This is a genomic window from Solidesulfovibrio alcoholivorans DSM 5433 (genome assembly GCF_000702665.1).
GTDB lineage: Bacteria > Desulfobacterota > Desulfovibrionia > Desulfovibrionales > Desulfovibrionaceae > Solidesulfovibrio > Solidesulfovibrio alcoholivorans.
In genome coordinates, this window is sequence record NZ_JNJA01000001.1 from 240,165 (window position 1) to 257,558 (window position 17,394).

The 17,394-nt window shown below is 67.1% G+C and carries 15 protein-coding genes; 9 read left to right on the forward strand and 6 right to left on the reverse strand.

Annotated features, from left to right (window positions below; translation table 11 throughout):
- Positions 1-301: 301 nt before the first annotated feature.
- The 7 genes from tmcD to Q368_RS0101075 all read left to right on the forward strand — a co-directional run bounded on the left by tmcD (position 302) and on the right by Q368_RS0101075 (position 6,823).
- Complete coding sequence (gene tmcD / locus Q368_RS0101045) at positions 302-1,570, forward strand: electron transfer complex subunit TmcD (protein WP_029456880.1); 1,269 nt, start codon at positions 302-304, stop codon at positions 1,568-1,570.
- A 13-nt stretch (positions 1,571-1,583) separates the two neighbouring features.
- Positions 1,584-2,243 (forward strand): TmcC family electron transfer complex membrane anchor subunit, encoded by a 660-nt coding sequence (tmcC, locus tag Q368_RS0101050; protein ID WP_029456881.1) that lies wholly within the window; start codon positions 1,584-1,586, stop codon positions 2,241-2,243.
- 15 nt (positions 2,244-2,258) lie between these two features.
- Positions 2,259-3,578 carry an electron transfer complex ferredoxin TmcB gene (gene tmcB / locus Q368_RS0101055; protein ID WP_029456882.1) on the forward strand — a complete coding sequence of 440 codons (1,320 nt, stop codon included), beginning with the start codon at positions 2,259-2,261 and terminating at the stop codon, positions 3,576-3,578.
- 22 nt (positions 3,579-3,600) lie between these two features.
- A complete protein-coding gene (gene tmcA, locus Q368_RS0101060; protein ID WP_029456883.1) occupies positions 3,601-3,993 on the forward strand; it encodes an acidic tetraheme cytochrome c3 TmcA in 393 nt (130 codons plus the stop codon).
- Between the two features lie 106 nt (positions 3,994-4,099).
- Positions 4,100-5,026 (forward strand): hypothetical protein, encoded by a 927-nt coding sequence (locus Q368_RS0101065; protein ID WP_245611255.1) that lies wholly within the window; start codon positions 4,100-4,102, stop codon positions 5,024-5,026.
- Between the two features lie 100 nt (positions 5,027-5,126).
- On the forward strand, positions 5,127-5,534 hold the full coding sequence (locus tag Q368_RS0101070) for a response regulator (protein ID WP_029456885.1): 408 nt from the start codon (positions 5,127-5,129) through the stop codon (positions 5,532-5,534).
- Between the two features lie 74 nt (positions 5,535-5,608).
- Entirely contained in the window at positions 5,609-6,823 is a 1,215-nt protein-coding gene (locus tag Q368_RS0101075) for an NAD(P)/FAD-dependent oxidoreductase (RefSeq protein ID WP_029456886.1), read from the forward strand.
- Here Q368_RS0101075 and Q368_RS0101080 read toward each other — a convergent pair.
- On the reverse strand, positions 6,786-9,455 hold the full coding sequence (locus tag Q368_RS0101080) for a PEP/pyruvate-binding domain-containing protein (protein WP_029456887.1): 2,670 nt from the start codon (positions 9,453-9,455) through the stop codon (positions 6,786-6,788). The two genes, Q368_RS0101075 and Q368_RS0101080, sit on opposite strands and share 38 nt — an antisense overlap.
- 112 nt (positions 9,456-9,567) lie before the next feature.
- Positions 9,568-10,347, reverse strand: coding sequence for a S1C family serine protease (locus Q368_RS0101085; RefSeq protein ID WP_029456888.1), 780 nt, complete (start codon positions 10,345-10,347; stop codon positions 9,568-9,570).
- A gap of 478 nt (positions 10,348-10,825) precedes the next feature.
- On the opposite strand from Q368_RS0101085, the gene Q368_RS0101090 reads away from it, so the two are divergent.
- Positions 10,826-11,200: a helix-turn-helix transcriptional regulator gene (locus Q368_RS0101090; protein ID WP_052359952.1), complete on the forward strand. Its 375-nt coding sequence runs from the start codon at positions 10,826-10,828 to the stop codon at positions 11,198-11,200.
- Complete coding sequence (locus Q368_RS0101095) at positions 11,185-12,606, forward strand: SLC13 family permease (RefSeq protein WP_029456890.1); 1,422 nt, start codon at positions 11,185-11,187, stop codon at positions 12,604-12,606. Before Q368_RS0101090 ends, Q368_RS0101095 begins: the two co-directional genes overlap by 16 nt.
- On the opposite strand, the gene Q368_RS0101100 is transcribed toward Q368_RS0101095, so the two are convergent.
- The 4 genes from Q368_RS0101100 to radC all read right to left on the reverse strand — a co-directional run bounded on the left by Q368_RS0101100 (position 12,570) and on the right by radC (position 17,368).
- Positions 12,570-13,625: a sensor domain-containing diguanylate cyclase gene (locus Q368_RS0101100; protein WP_052359953.1), complete on the reverse strand. Its 1,056-nt coding sequence runs from the start codon at positions 13,623-13,625 to the stop codon at positions 12,570-12,572. The two genes, Q368_RS0101095 and Q368_RS0101100, sit on opposite strands and share 37 nt — an antisense overlap.
- 155 nt (positions 13,626-13,780) lie before the next feature.
- Positions 13,781-16,237, reverse strand: coding sequence for an endopeptidase La (lon, locus tag Q368_RS0101105; RefSeq protein WP_029456892.1), 2,457 nt, complete (start codon positions 16,235-16,237; stop codon positions 13,781-13,783).
- Between the two features lie 156 nt (positions 16,238-16,393).
- The gene (locus Q368_RS0101110; protein ID WP_029456893.1) at positions 16,394-16,666 is read right to left on the reverse strand and encodes an acylphosphatase; all 273 of its coding nucleotides are present in this window, start codon (positions 16,664-16,666) and stop codon (positions 16,394-16,396) included.
- 15 nt (positions 16,667-16,681) lie between these two features.
- Positions 16,682-17,368, reverse strand: coding sequence for a RadC family protein (radC, locus tag Q368_RS0101115; RefSeq protein WP_029456894.1), 687 nt, complete (start codon positions 17,366-17,368; stop codon positions 16,682-16,684).
- Between the last annotated feature and the right edge of the window lie 26 nt (positions 17,369-17,394).

Genomic DNA, 17,394 nt, shown 5'->3' on the forward strand with positions numbered 1-17,394 from the left:
GCGCCGTCGCGGCGTGCAAAGGCGGGGCGAGGCAAAGGAACAGCACGACAAGGCTTGTAAATACCAAACCAAGTCGATCGGAGATGCCGGGGATTTCAGGCTGCGTCATGGTGGAATACCCTACCGTTTTACGTCGTATATGGCGATATTACTTAATGTCTTAAGACGACAGGCCCCTTGACTAAACGTGAAATTCGTGACTAACAAGTGCGAGTTTTTTTGGGGTCTGTTTGTCCGTTTGCTCGGGGCCGTGCGCGGGACTGCGCGGCTCCTGCGTCTTTCACCTGTCAAGGAGGTCGGTATGTCCTTCGCGCAGTCCTGGGACTTCACGCCGGGCGCACGCATCGTCGTCGACGATTTGCGCAAGTGCTCGCGTGAGTACGAGTGGCTGGAGGAACCTTACGTCTCGCCCGACGGCGAGACCGTGGCCATGGTCGCCGCTTTGCCGGACGCCGAATTTTCCATGGCAGTCAACGGTGAGGTCTGGGAAGAAACCTTCGACAAGATCTGGTATCCCCGCTATTCCCCCGACGGCAGGCTGACCGCCCTGGTCCAGTCGGCCGGGGAATGGACCATGGCCGTGGACGGTCAGGCCTGGGAAACCCAGTTCGGCTATATCTGGAACACGCTTTTCTCCGAAGCGGGCGACGTCATCGCCGCGCCGGTCCAGATCGACGGCGAATACGGCCTGGCCGTGGACGGCCAGCCCTGGGAGACGCTCTACGAGAACGCCAACATGGTGACGCTGTCCCGGGACGGCAAGGCCACGGCCGCCGTGGTCCAGGTCAAATCCCTGGGGCAGGCCGACATCGAGACGTTCCAGAAAGGCATCTTCAGCGTGGCGGTAAACGGCGAAGCCTGGGATTCCATCTTCGTCAACTGTTGGAACCCCGCCCTCGACGCCACGGGCGCGCATGCCGCCTGTACCGTGCGCCGCACGCTCTACGACTACACCATCGCCGTGGACGGCCAGGCCTGGGAAGGTGCCTACGCCTGCGCCTGGGGGCCGATCTTCAACCCGGCCACGGGGCAGGTCGCCGCGCCCGTGCGCAAGGCCGGGGCCTGGGGCATGGCCATCGACGACAAGATGGTCTGGGGACCGGGATTCGCCCAGCTGTGGCATCCCGCCTACGCCCCGGACGGCTCCAAGCTCGCGGCCATCGCGGCCGTGAAATTCGGCGAATTCACCGTGGTCGTGGACGGCACGCCCTGGGGCGCGACCTTCCCCGTGGTCACGGACCTCACGATCAGCCCCGCGGGCGGACGCGTGGCCGCGCTCGGCAACGACAACAACACCAACTTCGCGGTCCTTTGCGACGGCAAGGTCTGGCCCGGCCGCTACGACATGGCCTGGCCCCCGGTGTGGAGCCCCGACGGCGCGCATCTGGCCGTGACCGTGGAACGCGGCGGCAAATTCACCGTGGTCTGCGACGGCAAGGCCTACGCCCAGAGCTTCGACAAGTGCTTCCAGCCCGCGTTCTCCCCGGACGGGACCAAGGTCCTCATCCGGGCCATCGCCGACGGCAAGCTCCACCGCATCGTGGCTCCGGTCGAAGCCTTCACGGGATAGGAGGGAGACAGTCATGCACGCCCTGTACGATCTCGCCGTAGGCCCCCTGGCCTGGCTCGCCTTCGGCGTTTTTATCATCGGTTCCATCTACCGCCTGCTGGCCATGCGCGCCCTTGCCCTCAAGAAGGACGGCGCGTTCATGACCTACATCAGCTGGCCCCACGCCATCAAATCCCTTGTCCACTGGTTCACCCCCTTCGGGGCCCTGGGCTGGAAGGAAAACCCCGGCGTCACCATCGCCACGTTCGTCTTCCACATCTGCCTGTTCCTGGTCCCGATCTTCCTCATGGGGCACATCGTGCTCTTCGACACCTTCCGGGGCTGGTCCTGGCCGGCGCTGCCCGACGGCGTCGCCGACGGCCTGGCCATCGTGGTGGTGCTCATCTGCGCCTACTTCCTGTGGCGCCGCCTGAGCGTGCCCGAAGTGCGCTTCCTCACCACCCCCCAGGACGTGTTCGTGGTGTCGCTTGTGGGGCTGACCTTCCTGACCGGGGTTTTGGCCTATCATCGCATCGGCGACAACCTCGTTCTCACCACGCTGCACATCCTGTGCGGCGAGGCCATGCTGGTCGCCATCCCGTTTACGAGGCTCTCCCACATGCTGTTCGCGGTCTTTTCGCGCGGCTACATCGCCTCGGAATTCGGGTCCGTAAGATTCGCCAAGGACTGGTAGCCACCGGAGGATTGCATGAGCACCATTGCCGACCGTCTTATCGAAGACGCGGGGTTGCGGGCCGGCGTTTCCCGCCTGACCCCGGAAAAAATAGAAAAAGTCTTCAAGGAGCTGATCGCCGGCGAATGCGGCGCGCGCCTTAAAACCTATCTGGAGACCTGCGTGCACTGCGGCATGTGCGCCAAGGCCTGCCACTACTACATGTCGCACAAGGACCCGAGCTACATGCCCGCGGCCAAGGTCACCCAGACCATGGCCAAGCTCATGGCGGCCGGGGGCAAGGTCGACCCGAAGCTCATCTACGAATGCGCCCAGGTCTCCTACACCGAATGCAACCTCTGCCGGCGCTGCATCCACTACTGTCCGCTGGGCATCGACACCGGCTACATCATGAGCGTGGTGCGCCGGCTGTGCCACAAGCTCGGCTGCACGCCGCAGTACATCCAGGACACCGCCCACAGCCACTCCGCGACCATGAACCAGATGTGGGTCAAGGACGACGAGTGGCCCGACACCCTGCAATGGCAGGAGGAAGAGGCCCGCGACGAATTCCCCGGGCTGCGCATTCCCCTCGACCGCGAGGGCGCGGACTTCATGTACTCGGTCATCGCGCCGGAACCCAAGTTCCGCACCCAGCTCATCTACCAGGCCGCGGCCATTTTCAACGCCGCCGGCCTCAACTGGACCATGCCGTCCATGCCCGGTTGGGACAACTCCAACATGGCCATGTTCTCCGGCGACTCCGAGATCATGGGCCGGGTCGAGCGCGCCCACTACGAGATGGCCCAGAAGCTCCGCGTCAAACGCATCGTCATGGGCGAGTGCGGGCACGCCTTTCGCGCCGTCTACGACGTGGGCAACCGCTGGCTCGGCTGGAAATGGACTCCCGTCCCCATGGTCCATTCGATCGAGTTCTTCTGGGAGCTCATCCAGCAGGGCCGCATCAAGATTACCCACAAGTACGCGGAGCCGGTCACCATCCACGACCCCTGCAACGTCATCCGGGGCCGCGGCCTCATGGACAAGCTGCGCGAGGTGACCCACTTCCTGTGCGAGGAAGTCGTGGAGATGCACCCCAACCGGGAGCACAACTACTGCTGCTGCGCAGGCGGCGGCGTCATAAACTGCGGGCCTCCCTTCAAGAACGTCCGCGTCGCCGGCAACTCCATCAAGGCCGAACAGCTCAAGGCCACGGGCGTGCATACGCTCGTCGCGCCCTGCCACAACTGTCACGGCGGCCTGGAAGACATCATCAGCAAGTACGAACTCGGCATGCACACCAAGTTCCTGGGCGACCTCATCTACGAACTGATGGAGAAGCCCGAGGCCGAGTAAGCCCGGCGCAGGAGAACCCGCTATGAAACAACGCACGATACCGTTTGCGCTTGCGGCTCTCGTCGTCGCCTGCTTCCTGGCGATGCCCGCCCTGGGCCAGCAGGACATGAAGACGATTCCCGACGAGGGCTTCAAGACCAAAACCCGGCTCCCGGCGGTCTTCAACCACGACGAGCATAACGAGAAAGCCGGCATCGCCGAATGCACGGCCTGCCACCACGGCGAAAAGGACGGCAAGCGCGATCCCGAGGCCGACACCTCCGGCATCCCCTGCTCCGACTGCCACAGCGCCGTGGCCAAGCCCGGCCGCACCTCGCTCATGCGCGCCTTCCACAAGCAGTGCATGGGCTGCCACATGGACCAGAAAAAGGGCCCCGTGACCTGCGGCGACTGCCACAAGCCGCTGCCGAAATAACCCACGGGATCTGCATCAATGCCTTGCGGGGCGCGGCCGGGAAATCGGCCGCGCCCTTTTTTTCGGGAACGGGTCTTGCTAGGAAAGGCCAAACAAGGAGCCTGCCATGCGCCGCCTGTTCCCGGTCCTGGCCCTGTGCCTCGCGCTTTTTCCGCGTCCCGCCGCCGCCCAGCAGCCGCCCGTTCCGGGATTCGCCGCCGCGCCACGGCCCGCCTACGCCGCCGAGGCCATCCCGGATCCGGCCGCTTCCCCGCCCACGCCGCCGCACCAAGACCCGGCCCGGCCCGACGGCGGGGACGCCGTCCGGCGTCAGGTTTCCGACGAACGCGTCTTCTCCAAGACCGTTACCTGCTTCTACGGCCCCCACCTGGACCAGGGGCAGGCCCGCCGCCTGTGCTCCCAGCAAGCCCGGGGCCGCCTCCTCGACGACGCCGCCGCGGCCTTGGCCCACGATGCGGCCCTGGCCAACACAAGCCTCTCGACGCAGGACCTGCGCGCCTTCGTCGACAGCCTGCTTACCGTGGCCGTGGCCGACGAGGAAATCCGGAAGGTTCCGGACGGCTTGGCCGTGCGCCTGACGCTTCACGCCAAAACGCCACAATCGGGGCTGATCGAGCGCCTGGCCGCCTTCGCCGCCAACCCGCAGGTACGCGCCGCCGCCCTGGCCGAGACCGCCACGCGCGACCGTCAGGCCGCCGAGGCCCGCATGGCCGCCATCCCCTTCGGCGCGGACAGGGAATTCCGGGCCAAGGAGATGCAAAACGAAATGCGCGAGGACGCCGCCTTCGCCGCCCGGCGCGTCGTGCCCGGCATGTCCATGGCCAACGTCAAGGAGCTCCTGGGCAACCCACCGGCCCTCAAGCAGGCGATCATCGGCCCGGAGACCTATGTCTGCGCCGGCTACGGCAAGGTCTGGGTCGTTTTCCGCGACGGCGTGGTCTCCTGCCTGCGCACGCGCCTGGACTACGTGCAGCGCTATGGCACGGACTGCCACTGCGCGGGCAACTACGCGACAATCCTTAAAAACGACTAGCGGATAACCATTCTTGACAGGAATGCCGACCGGCCGGTACGACAACCCTGTTCCCCGTCACGCAGGCGGAGTGTCCCACCCTCAAGCTGCCGGAGGCACCATGCGGGCGCTTATTGTCGATGACGATTTCTACAGCCGCAGCTTTCTCGAGTACATCCTGCACCCGTATGCCGCCTGCGACGCGGCGGTCAACGGCGAGGACGCCATCATGGCCTTCAAAAAGGCCCTGGAAGGCGGCAGCCCCTACGGGCTGGTCTTCATGGACCTGCTCATGCCCGTGATCGACGGCCCCAGGGCGCTCAACGAGATCCGCGAAATCGAGAAGGATTTCGGCGTGGCCGACGACGCCTGCTGCAAGATCATCATCACCTCGGTCCTCGAAGACGGCGAAGACACCCACAACGCCATGTACCTCGGCGGAGCCACCTCGTTTCTGCAAAAGCCCGTGGACGAAAAATCCATCCTGGCGGAACTGGAGCGCCTGGGCGTCATCGCCGCAGACGCCTGACGCCGCCAGGTTCCGTTTTGCATTTGTAACGCTTCGCGCCTTCCCTGCCCGCCGCGGTTTCCGTATAGGGAACCATGCGCAAACGCCTCGTCCTGGCCGGCGGCGGCCATGCCCATCTGTTCACGCTCTCCCGCCTCGGGGCCTTCCTCGGCGCGGGCATCGATGTCGTCTGCGTCGCGCCGAGCCCCTTCCTCTCCTACTCCGGCATGGGGCCGGGCATGCTCTCCGGCCGCTACGCGCCGCAGGAGCTGCGGTTCGATGTGGAGAGCATGGTGAAGAACGCCTCCGGCGGCCGGGAGGGGCGGGCCCCCTCCCGGACCTCCCGGGAAGGGGGCAGGGAACGGGGGCAGGCGGCGTTCGTGTCGGGGAGCGTGGCGCGGATAGATGGGGAGGCGAAGACGCTCGTCCTGTCGGACGGGCGGGAGATCGGCTACGACGCCGCGAGTTTCGGCGTCGGCAGCGTGGCCGCGCCGCCCTTTCCCGTGGAGGCCGCGCCCGGGGCGGGCGTCTATCCGGTCAAACCCATCGAGAACCTGCTTGCCGCCCGGCGCGACATCGAATCGCGGGCCGAGGCCGGGGAACCGGTGCAGGTGCTCGTCATCGGCGGCGGGGCCTCGGCGTTCGAGGTGGCGGGCAACGCCCTCGGGCTGCTCGCGGGCCTTGGCGTGAAAACGCCCCTGGTCACGGTCGCCACCGGCCGGGGGCTTCTCTGCGGCTGGCCGGCGCGCGCCAGACGACTGGCCATCGCCTCGCTCACGCGGCGCGGGGCGCGGCTCGTTTCGGGCCGCGTGGCGCGCATCGCCGGCGGCCGGGCCGAGCTAGCCGGCGGCCGGGCCGAGCTAGCCGGCGGCGGCGGCGCGCGCTTCGACGTCTGCTTCCTGGCCACGGGCACGCAGCCGCCGCCGCTTTTCGCGCAAAGCGGCCTGGCGCTCGACGCCGGCGGCGGGCTTACGGTCAACGCCTTCCTGCAAAGCCCGCTATACCCCGATCTCTTCGGCGGCGGCGACTGCATCCATTTCGCGCCACGTCCCCTACCCCGGGCCGGAGTCTACGCCGTGCGCCAGGGACCGATGCTCTGCGCCAATCTGCTCGCGTACCTCACCGGCCGGGAACTGACGCCCTTTCGCAAGACCGGCACGCGCTACCTGGCGCTGCTCAATTGCGGCGACGGCCGGGCCATTTTGCGCAAGGGGCCGCTGGTCCTTTCCGGGCGCTGGTGCATGGCGCTCAAGGACGTTATCGACCGGCGCTTCATGCGGTCGTTTCCGCTTCCAGCGCCATCTCGCTGACCGGGCAGGCCGGCATCTCGCGCGACGGCGCGCCGGCCACCGTCACCAGATCGGTCAGGATCTTCTCCTTGTAGCTTTGCACCATGGCCTCGTTGTGCATGATCATGTCGAGCTGGCGGGTGTGCATGAGCATGTAGCCGATGCCCCTCAACGCCGTGAGCATCTCCTCCTGCGGCCCGCCGCTGATGCGGGCGAACGAGGCGTCCTCGCTCACCTCCACCGTGAAGCCGCGGATCTCCAGGATCTCGGCCACGAATTCGGCCCTGCGACGGCGGCGCGAGAATTCCGCCGCCCCACCTTTGAACTGGAAGCTCACGTAGTTCTCCTGGGGCCTGTCGCCCACAAGCGCCTCCACCGTGCAGAAATGGAAGCCGAAACGGGAGCTTAGGCACATGTAGTTGTGCGAAACCATGAAGTAGTTGCGCTCGGCGAAGGAGGAGTGCGTCGCCGCTTCCAGGTGCGGGTTGGTCGAGGCCTGGGCGATGATGGACATGAGCCCCCGACCGTCCACGGGCGGCGGCCCCTGCCAGGGGATGGCGATGATGCCGTCCCACAGCGCCCCGACCGGGATGGAGCAGATTTCCTCGAGCTTCACGTACTTGCCCGGCACATCGTGGGTGAAGCCGTCGTCGAGGTTGATGAACCACCACTTCATGGCCGTGCCCTTGTACTTGAGCTGCTTGGCCGCCCGCTTGGAGAAATGGAACTCCTGGCCGAATGTGAACATCTCGGTCACGGACTTCTCGTGGCTAAAGCGCGTGATGTCGTGGAGCGTGCGGCAGTTCTCCGGGGCGAATTCCGGCACGTTGGGGTCGATGAGGTTGAGCGGCGTGATCTGGTCCATGACCCGGCGCAGGATGGCGTGCATGGGCGTCTGCCGCTCGGGCGCGGGCTGGCGCTCCTTCGCCGCCGCGTCGAGCAGCTCCTGCACGCGGCCCTGGTAGACGGCGCGGCCGTCGGCGTCCACGGTCACTTCCGCGCCCGCGGCGAGAAGCTGCGCCGCGCCGGCCACGCCCATGAGCGCCGGCACGCGGAATTCCCGGGCCACGTTGGCCAGATGGCCGGCCGCGCCGCCTTTTTCCGTAACGATGGCCGCAGCCATGTCGATGACCGAGGCGTAGCGCGGCAGGGCCTCGATGGCCACGAGCACGCCGCCCCTGGGGAAGCGCAGCAGGTCGGCCTCGCGGCGCACCACGAACACCGGCCCGCAGCCCACGCCCGGGCTCGCCGTGACCCCGTCCGCCGCAAGCGGCTGGCCGTGCACCCGGCATGGCCGCCCGGGCGAGGCGCCGCCCGGAAGCTGCACCAGCTCCCGGCACTGCAGAAACGTGATCGCGCCCGACGCGTCCACGGCCCATTCCACGTCCACGGGAGCGCCGTACATCGTCTCCAGCCGCACCGCGGCATCCGCCAGGGCCAGGGCCGTGTCGTCCCCGATGCTCGGCGTGTCGGCCCGTCCGTCCGCGGCCTCCATCAGGCACACGCCCTCGCCCGGCAGGCAGACGAACACCTGATCCTTGTGCCGGATGTGCCGCTCGGCCAAAAGGAGCGGCTCGCCCCGGCGCACCACGAACTCGTCCGTGGCCACGGACCCGTCCACCACGGACTTGGGCAGGCCCAGGGCACTGTGGATGCGGATGGCGTCGTCGCGGATGTCGAGCGGGTTTCGCGAATAGATGACGCCGCCGGCCGCGGCGTCCACCATGGCCATGACGCCCACGCACATGGCCACGTCCTCGTCCGGGATGCCCCGGTTGAGGCGGTAGGTCATGGCCTGCGGGCTGTACTTGCTGGCCAGGACCTCCTTGTAGGACTGGAGGATGTCGTCCGGGCCTACGTTGAGCTTGGAGGAGAACTGGCCGGCGAAGGTTTGTCCGGCCTCGTCCTCGCCGAGCGCCGAGCTGCGCAGTGACACGGGTACGGGCTGCCCGAACGGCCGCCACAGGGCCGCGTAGGCGTCGAGAATGGCCTTTTCCACGTCGGCCGGCACCGTGGCATCGGTGATCTTGTTGCGGATCTGGGAGCTCAGGATGAGCAGGTTGCGCTGGTCGTCGGGCCCGGCCGTCTGGAGCAGGCGGTTGATCTCGTCCTTGAGATCGTTTTCCTCCACCAGCCGGCGGTAGGCACGGGCCGTGACCGCGAACCCCTGGGGTACGGGCAGGCCCGTGCGGCGCACGATCTCGCCGAGCCCCGCCATCTTGCCGCCCACCTGGTCGGCCATGTCCCGCCCGGCCTGGGCCAGGGGCACGACCAGAGCGGAATTCGCGTCCTGGTCCGCGTGCTGCCAGCATTCGCCGATGCGGCGTTGGATGTCCTTGATGCGGTCGTAGAGCGCGGCGTACTTGCCCGGCGCGATGGCATTTATATGCTCGACGATCTTGTAGACGTTGACCGAAACGGCCGTGGAATGGGCGCGGATGAAGGCCATGCCGAAGGTGCGACGGCCGTGCAGGGCCTCCTCCATCTCGGACATGAGTTCCAGGGCTTTCTTGTTGGCCGTGAGCAGTAGCTTGAACTGGTGGTAGCGCTTCTTGAATTCCGCCTGGATCTGCTCCTCGGTCAGGCCCTGGGGCAGTTCGGTATCCTTGCCCGAGAAAAGCCCCGCCAACGCGCGCTTGATGGTGCCGAACACGTGCCCCCCGATGGCCGGCAGGCCGGCCGGGTTGTGGTCCGAAGCCTCAAGCCGTTTGTACCGGTTCGATACAAGCTTGGCAACGTGCCGGGCATGCCGGACGCGGGGGCGCTCAGCGCCGACAGGAGTGGCACTGGCACAGCCTGTTGGTGAGCATGACGGCGTCGTTGCACACGCACCGTTTGATCAGGCTGGTTGTGGTATTCTCGTAGATTGTGGAAGAGAAATTCTTGCAGCCCGGCAACGAGGTGTCGATACCCACGAAATCGACTTCGAGGGAACCGCCCGCGCCGCCCTCGAGCGGGCCGGGGTCTCGCGCGAAATCGCTTTGCGCGATCTCCGTGTACTGCGCCTTGGGCGTAGCGCCCGACTTTTGCAGCAACTGCGACACCCGGTCCGCAGGAATGGCGAAATTGAGGTTTTGCGCGTCCCGTCGCTGCGCCACCACCACGCCGACCACCTCGCCCTGCATGGTGAATACCGGAGAACCGCTGGACCCCGGCGAAACGGCGATGGAAACCTGCATGATCCCGTCCTGGCGCCGCTGGCTCAGCATGCCGCTCGTGATGGTCTTTTCGTAACCCCGGGGCGAGCCGATGGCGAAAAGCTCCGCACCCGGCGAGACGTCGGACGGAACCCCGATCTTCACCGGTTTTCCCGGTGTCGGCGCGAGCAGGAGCGCAAGATCGTTCTGGGCGTCCACGCCGACCACGTATTTGACCGGCGTCTCGCCGTCCGCGTAGTTCTTGAAATAGCCGACGGACGCGCTGCCGCGCAGCACATGCAGGTTGGTCACGATGAAATCCGGCGTGACGTAAAAACCCGTGCCAATGTTCTTCCCGGCCCGGACCGTGACGACGGAGCCTTCGTTTTCCTTAAAAAGCGCACTCAAATCAGCAGCCCCTGCAACGCCGCGTCCGTAAACGAGGCACAACAAGGCTGCGATGCAGACCTGCGTGAATCTCATGGCTCACCCGCCGGCACGAGACGTCGCGCCCCGCCAAATTGACCATGCCCAACGAACCACAACAGCCTCCGCTTCCGTTGCGGGGAACCCGGCCTGCCACACGCCCGCATCGCCGCGCAAAAGGCGCATCCTGCCCCGAAAAATACCGCTTCCTGCACCTGTCGCATATCCCGCCGCGCTACGCAATCCGCACCTTGCCGCCTGCCGCCGCGCCGCGCCCCGAGACCGCCCCGGCAAGGCCGGTTCCGGGCGGCCTGCACCCGCATCGGCCCGCTTCCGTATCGCCAGAGCGTCCTCCATGTCGGCCTGCCCGTGCCGCACCCCCTCGAGGGCATTCAAAAATGTAATTTACATCTAGATGTAAATTACAGTAAGATGTTTCCAACAACTCAGGAGGACTCCCATGCCGCCGGAAAAAACCAAAGGCTACCGCCATCTTCCCGCCTTTCTCCTGCTCGCCCTGGGGCACGGGCCCGGGCACGGCGCGGCGCTCTTCGCCCGCATGCACGAACTGCTGCCCCTGTCCGGTGTGGACACGGGCGCGGTCTACCGCACCTTGAACGCCCTGGAAGCGCAAGGTGAAATTTCCGGCTCCTGGGATACGAGCGTTCCGGGGCCGGCCAGGAAAATCTACCACCTGACCGACGCCGGCCGGGAACGCCTGGCTTTCTGGCGGCAGGACATCGCCTACCGCGTACGCCTGCTCACCGCGTTCCTGGACGACAGCCGGACGATTCTGGAAGCACGAAAGGAGGCTGCGCCATGCCCCAAGCCGTAACCACTCGCCAGACGCCCGCGGCCGGGGGCATGGCCATCCGCCCGCGCCAGGGCATGGCCCTGGCCGCCGTCATCTGCGCCGGCGCGGCCCTGCTCCTGCCGTCCCTGGGCCTTGGCACACTGGGCAAGGCCGCCATCGTCGTCCTGCTCGGCATCGGACTTTGGACCACGGGCTGGCTGCCGGAATGGCTGACCGCGCTGGTTTTCTTCTCCCTGTGCATGCTCGGCAAGGTGGCCCCGCCGGCCGTGGTCTTCGCGGGCTTCGCCTCCTCGGCGACCTGGTTGGTACTGGCCGGCGCGGTCATCGGCCTGGCCATCCGGCACACCGGCCTCGGCGGCCGGTTGGCCTCGCGCCTGGCCCCCGCCATCGGCCGCTCCTTTCCCCGCGCCGTTGTCGCGGTATCGCTTTTCGGCCTGGGCCTGACCTTCGCCATGCCCTCGGCCATGGGCCGCGTCATGCTGCTGTTGCCCATTCTCGCCGCCCTGGCCGACCGGCTCGGCTATCCCCTGGGCAGCCGGGGCCGCAGCGGCGTGATTCTGGCCGGCATCTTCGGCACCTACCTGCCCGCGTTCGCCATCCTGCCGGCCAACATCCCCAACACCGTCTTCATCGGCGCGGTGGAGCACGCACTCGGCACGCCGCCCCATTACGGCCAGTACCTGCTGCTGCACTTTCCGCTCCTCGGCCTTGCCAAGGCGGTCATCCTCCTCCCGCTGCTCATCCGCATGTTCCGCGACACGCCACGGGAACAGCTGGAGGCGGAACCCCAGGCTGCGACCAAAATGACGGGACCGGAAATCCACTTGAGCGTGGTGCTCGCGCTCGCCGTGGCGCTTTGGAGCACGGACGCCTGGCACGGCATTCCGGCCGCCTGGGTCGGCATGCTGGTCGCGGTGTGGTGCCTGTTTCCGGGAAGCGGGCTGATGGGCAAAAAGCCCTTTGCGGCGCTGCAATTCGAGCCCGTCTACTACGTCGCGGGCATCGTGAGCCTCGGCGCGGTGGCGGACGCCTCGGGACTGGGCAACCGGGTCGCAACCTGGGCGCTTTCCTGGCTGTCCCTCGCGCCGCACGCCCCGGCGACCAGCTTCGCCGTGCTCGCCGGCCTGGCGGCCCTGGTCGGGGTGGTGGTGACGTTGCCGGGCGTGCCCCCGGTGCTCACGCCCCTGCTGCATCCCCTGGCCGCGGCCACCGGCTGGCCGCCCCTGACCGTGGCCATGACGCAGGTGCTCGGGTTTTCCACGGTCATCCTGCCCTACCAGGCCCCGCCGCTGGTCGTGGCCATCCAGACCGGGGGCCTCAAAGCCGGGGACGTGACGCGGCTGTGCCTGATCACGGCCGCAATCAGCGTCTGCGTCCTGTGGCCCCTCGATTACGGCTGGTGGTCGCTGCTGGGCTGGATCGGCTGAAGATCGGGTACGTCGCGGACCAGACGCCAGCCGTTGCGGCCGGCGTTTTTGGCCGCGTACATGGCCGCGTCGGCAAGGCGCAGGAGCTCTCCGGCGCGCTTGCCGTCGTCGGGGAAAAGCGCCACACCGACGCTGGCCCCGAGCCTGCACGTATGTCCCAGGGCGTGAAAGGGCGAGCGCATGGCCGCGACCATCTTCCCGGCAATGAGCCCCGCGTTGGCGACGTCGCCGATCCCCGGGGTCAGCGCCACGAACTCGTCGCCGCCGAGCCGGGCCACGGTGTCGCTGCGGCGCACGCAGGCCGCAAGCCGCTTCGCCGCCTCGACAAGCACCCGGTCGCCCGTTTCGTGGCCGCACGCGTCGTTGACTTCCTTGAACCGGTCGAGGTCGATGAAATACACCGCCGCCTTTTCCCCGGAACGCTCGGCCAGGGCCAGGGTCTGGCGCAAGCGGTCCGTGTACAGGGCCCGGTTGGGCAGCCCCGTCAGGCCGTCGTGCAGGGACATGCGCGTGACGAGCTCCTCGGCCCGACGCCGCTCGGTGATGTCGTTGATGATGCCGTCGTAGGAGAGGATGCGCCCGGCCGCATCGTGGTGCAGGACCGGGGTGTTACGCACGTAGCGGACGGTGCCGTCCTTGTGCAGGATGCGATGTTCGAGCGGGGCGGGATCGCCGGCCAGCACGCGCGCGGCGTGCTCGAGCACCGCCGGCCTGTCCTCCTCCGGCACCATGGCCAGCCAAAGCAGGGGATTTTGCTGGTATTCCTCGGCCGTATACCCGGTGACGGCCACGCAGTTGGGGCCGTGGATCGTGGCGACGGCCTGCCCGTCCCGGACGCTTACGGTGTAGACGTAGTCCGTGACGCTTTCCAGCAGGCGGCGCAGGCGATGTTCGTTGCTGCGCAGGGAGCGCTCCAGTTCCAGGCTCTGGGCGTGCTGCGCCTCGAGCTCGGCCACCCGGCGAGTGAGGGCCGCGATCTCGGCCAGAAGTTCCTTCCTGCCACGACCGTCGTTGGACATGGGACACACCTCGCCTCCACGCTACCCGAAAGCCGTACGCTTGTCATGGTCCGCCGCCTTCCAGATGCGGAAAAAAGCCGCCCCAAACGACAAGGGCCGGGGTGCACACGCCCCGGCCCTTACAGTTTGCATGCCCGGCAAGGCACGCCGGCAATCTATTTCTTCGCGGCTTCCTTCTCCGGCGCCGCGTCGCAACGGGCGATGGGCCAGACCTCGTCGATGCGCTCCACGGGATAGACCTTCACCCGGCCGCGCAGATCGCGCGGGATGTCGTGCAGGTCCTTCATGTTCTGCGCCGGGATGATCACCCGCTTCATGCCGGCCGCGACAGCCGCCAGCACCTTCTCCTTGATGCCGCCCACGGGCAGCACCCGGCCGCGCAGGGTGATCTCGCCCGTCATGGCCAGGTCGTTGGCCACGGCGGTGTTGGTGAGCACCGAGATCAGCGCCGTCACGAGCGTGACGCCCGCCGACGGGCCGTCCTTGGGCGTGGCCCCGGCCGGCACGTGGATGTGGATGTCGTTTTTCTCGAATATCTCGGGCTCGATACCGAGCTCCTTGGCCTTGGACTTGGCGTAGGTCAGCGCCGCCTGCGCCGACTCCTTCATGACGTCGCCGAGCTTGCCCGTCAGCTGCAACCCGCCCTTGCCGGGCAACGTCGCGGCCTCGATATGCAAGATCGCGCCGCCGACCGGCGTCCAGGCCAGGCCCACGGCCACGCCCGGGGGCAGCTCCGTCTCGCGCTCGTCGTCCATGAACCGCGCCGGTCCCAGGAGCTTTTGCAGCGAGGCCGTGGTCACCCGAAACGGCGGGGCCTCGCCCTCGGCCTTCTTGCGCGCGAGCTTGCGCGCGACCGACCCCACCTCGCGCTCGAGGTTGCGCAGCCCGGCCTCGCGCGTGTAGTCGCGGATGACGCGCGACAGCACGTGGTCGGACAGGATCATGTCGCCCTTTTCCAGGCCGTTCTCCGTAATCTGGCGCGGCAGGATGTAGCGCCGCGCGATCTTGATCTTCTCCTGCTCGGTGTAGCCCGGCAGCGTGATGACCTCCATGCGGTCGAGCAGCGGCGCGGGGATCGTGTCCAGGATGTTGGCCGTGCAGATGAACATCACCTTGGACAGGTCGAAGGGCACGTTGAGGTAGTGGTCCGAGAACGAGAAGTTCTGTTCCGGATCGAGCACCTCGAGCAGCGCCGAGGACGGGTCGCCGCGGAAGTCCGAGCCCACCTTGTCGATCTCGTCGAGCATGATGACAGGATTTCGCGTGCCGGCCTGCTTGATGCTCTGCACCACGCGGCCGGGCATGGCCCCGATGTAGGTCCGCCGGTGGCCGCGGATTTCCGCCTCGTCGCGCATGCCGCCAAGGGACATGCGCACGAACTTGCGCCCGAGCGCCCTGGCGATGGAGCGGCCAAGGGAGGTCTTGCCGACGCCGGGGGGGCCGACGAAGCAGAGGATCGGGCCCTTCATGCCGGGATTGAGCTTGCGCACCGACAGGTACTCGAGGATGCGCTCCTTGACCTTTTCCAGGTCGAAGTGGTCTTCGTCCAGGATGCGCTTGGCCTCCTTGATGTCGAGCCGGTCCTTGGACAGCTTCTTCCAGGGCAGGTCCACGAGCCAGTCGAGGTAGGTGCGGATGACGCCGGCCTCGGAGGAGTCGGGGTGCATGGAGACGAGCCGCTTGAGCTGCTTGTCGGACTCCTTCTTGACTTCCTTGGGCATGCCGGCCTTGTCCAGGGCTTCCTTGAGCTCGTCGAGCTCGTCGGACTCCTCGCCGCCCTCGCCGAGCTCGCGGCGGATGGCCTTCATCTGCTCGCGCAGGAAGAAGTCCTTTTGCGCCTTGTCCATGCCCTCTTTGGCCATGTTCTGGATCTTGGCCTGCATGGCCGCGACCTCGGCCTCCTTGACGAGCTGCTCGTTGACCAGGCGCAGGCGCTCGATGGGGTCCTCGCACTCGAGCAGGCGCTGGGCCTCTTCCACGCGCATGCGCAGGTTGGAGGCCACGAGGTCGGCGAGCCGGCCCGGCTCGTTGACGCTGTTGAGCACGGCCATGATGTCGGCCGAAGCCATGCCGCGCAGCGACAGGATCTTTTCGCTCTGCTCCCTGGCGGCGCGCATCATGGCTTCCTGCTCCAGGGTCACTTCCTTGGTGTCGCGCTCGGGCAGGACCTCGATGGCGGCCGCAAGGAAGGGGTCGGTGGACGTGAAGTCCTTCACCCGCGCCCGGGTCAGGCCCTGGACCAGGACCTTGAGCCTGCCGTCGGGCATCTTGAGCATGCGCATGATCATGCCCACCGTGCCCACGCGGTAGAGGTCGTCCGTGCCCGGCTCGTCCACCTTCTCGTCCTTCTGGGTCAAAACGAGGATGTAGCGGGAGCCGTTTATGGCCGCGTCCACGGCCTGGACGGACTTGTCGCGGCCGACGAACAGCGGCAGGATCATGTAGTTGAAGACCACGATGTCGCGCACGGGCAGGACGGGCAGCTCGGACGGGATGTCGGGCTGGTTCTTCTCCTCGCCTTCGCTGGCCGTCGGGGCCTCGTTGTCGTGCGTCGCGTCGGCTGGCGGCGCGACCTTATCCGCCGTGTCCTTGGGGTCGAATTCGTTATCCATAACCGCCTGCTCCTCGCGGGCTTTTGCCGCCTGCCCCTTGCGCGGGGCGCGCGGCCAAAGCGCCGTCGCGTTTATACTGGATCGCCCGCGGCGCCGGACGGGCCGGCGGCGCGGGCGCTTTTTGCCGCTTGGCCGAAAACGCGCCCGGGCGCGTCCTCAGCGGATGTCAAAGCTCGAAAAAGCCTTCTCGTACTCGATAACCTTCGCCTCGACCCGTTCCACGCGGGACAGCGGCGACCCTTCGGCCAGCCGTTCCTTGAGGGCGTCCAGGCCACGGGGATCGCCCTGGGCGAGCACCTCCACCTTGCCGTCCTCCAGATTGCGCACCCAGCCGTTAAGCCCCAGGCTCTTGGCCTGGTCGAACACCCAGGCCCTGAAATACACGCCCTGGACCTTGCCGGAGACGGTGGCATGCAGACTCGGCGTCATGGGAGTTCCTCCTTGTTACAACATGCCTTCTGCCTGAAAGCTGAAATACCCGCCCGCGGTGACCACAAGGTGGTCGAGCACGCGCACGTCGAGTCCCCGGGCGGCGCTGACGATGCGGCGGGTGAAGGCCACGTCGTCGGACGAGGGCCGGGGATCGCCGGCCGGGTGGTTGTGCACGAGGATCACGCCGCTGGCCTTGTGGCGGATGGCCACGCTCAGGATCTCCCTGGGGTAGATCACCGCCTGGTCGATGGTGCCCTGGCTCACCTGCTCCCAGCCGATCAGCCGGTTCTTGGTGTCCACAAGCGCCATCCAGAACTCCTCGCGCTCGCTGGCCCCGATCCGCGCCCGGGCCATCTCGGCCACGATGTCCGGGGAATTGAGCAGCGCCCGTTCGCGCAGGGGCTGCTCGTGGAACCGCGCCCAGACCTCGCGCCACAGGGTGACGAATTCCAGCGCCCCCGGGCCGATTCCCGGCACGCCCCGCAATTCCTCCTCCCGGGCCAGCAGCACGCCGCGCACGCTGCCGAAGCGGTGGAGCAGCTCCTTGGCCAGGGGCTTGTTGTCCCGCCGCACGTTGACGTAGCCAAGGAGCAGTTCCAGGATCTCGTAGTCCGCCAAGGCCCGCGGGTTTTCCATCAGGCGGTCCTTGAGGCGGCGGCGATGGCCCAGATAGTGCGGCGGTTCTTTCTTACTAAGCATGATGTCCGGCCCGGGCAAGGCGTTTG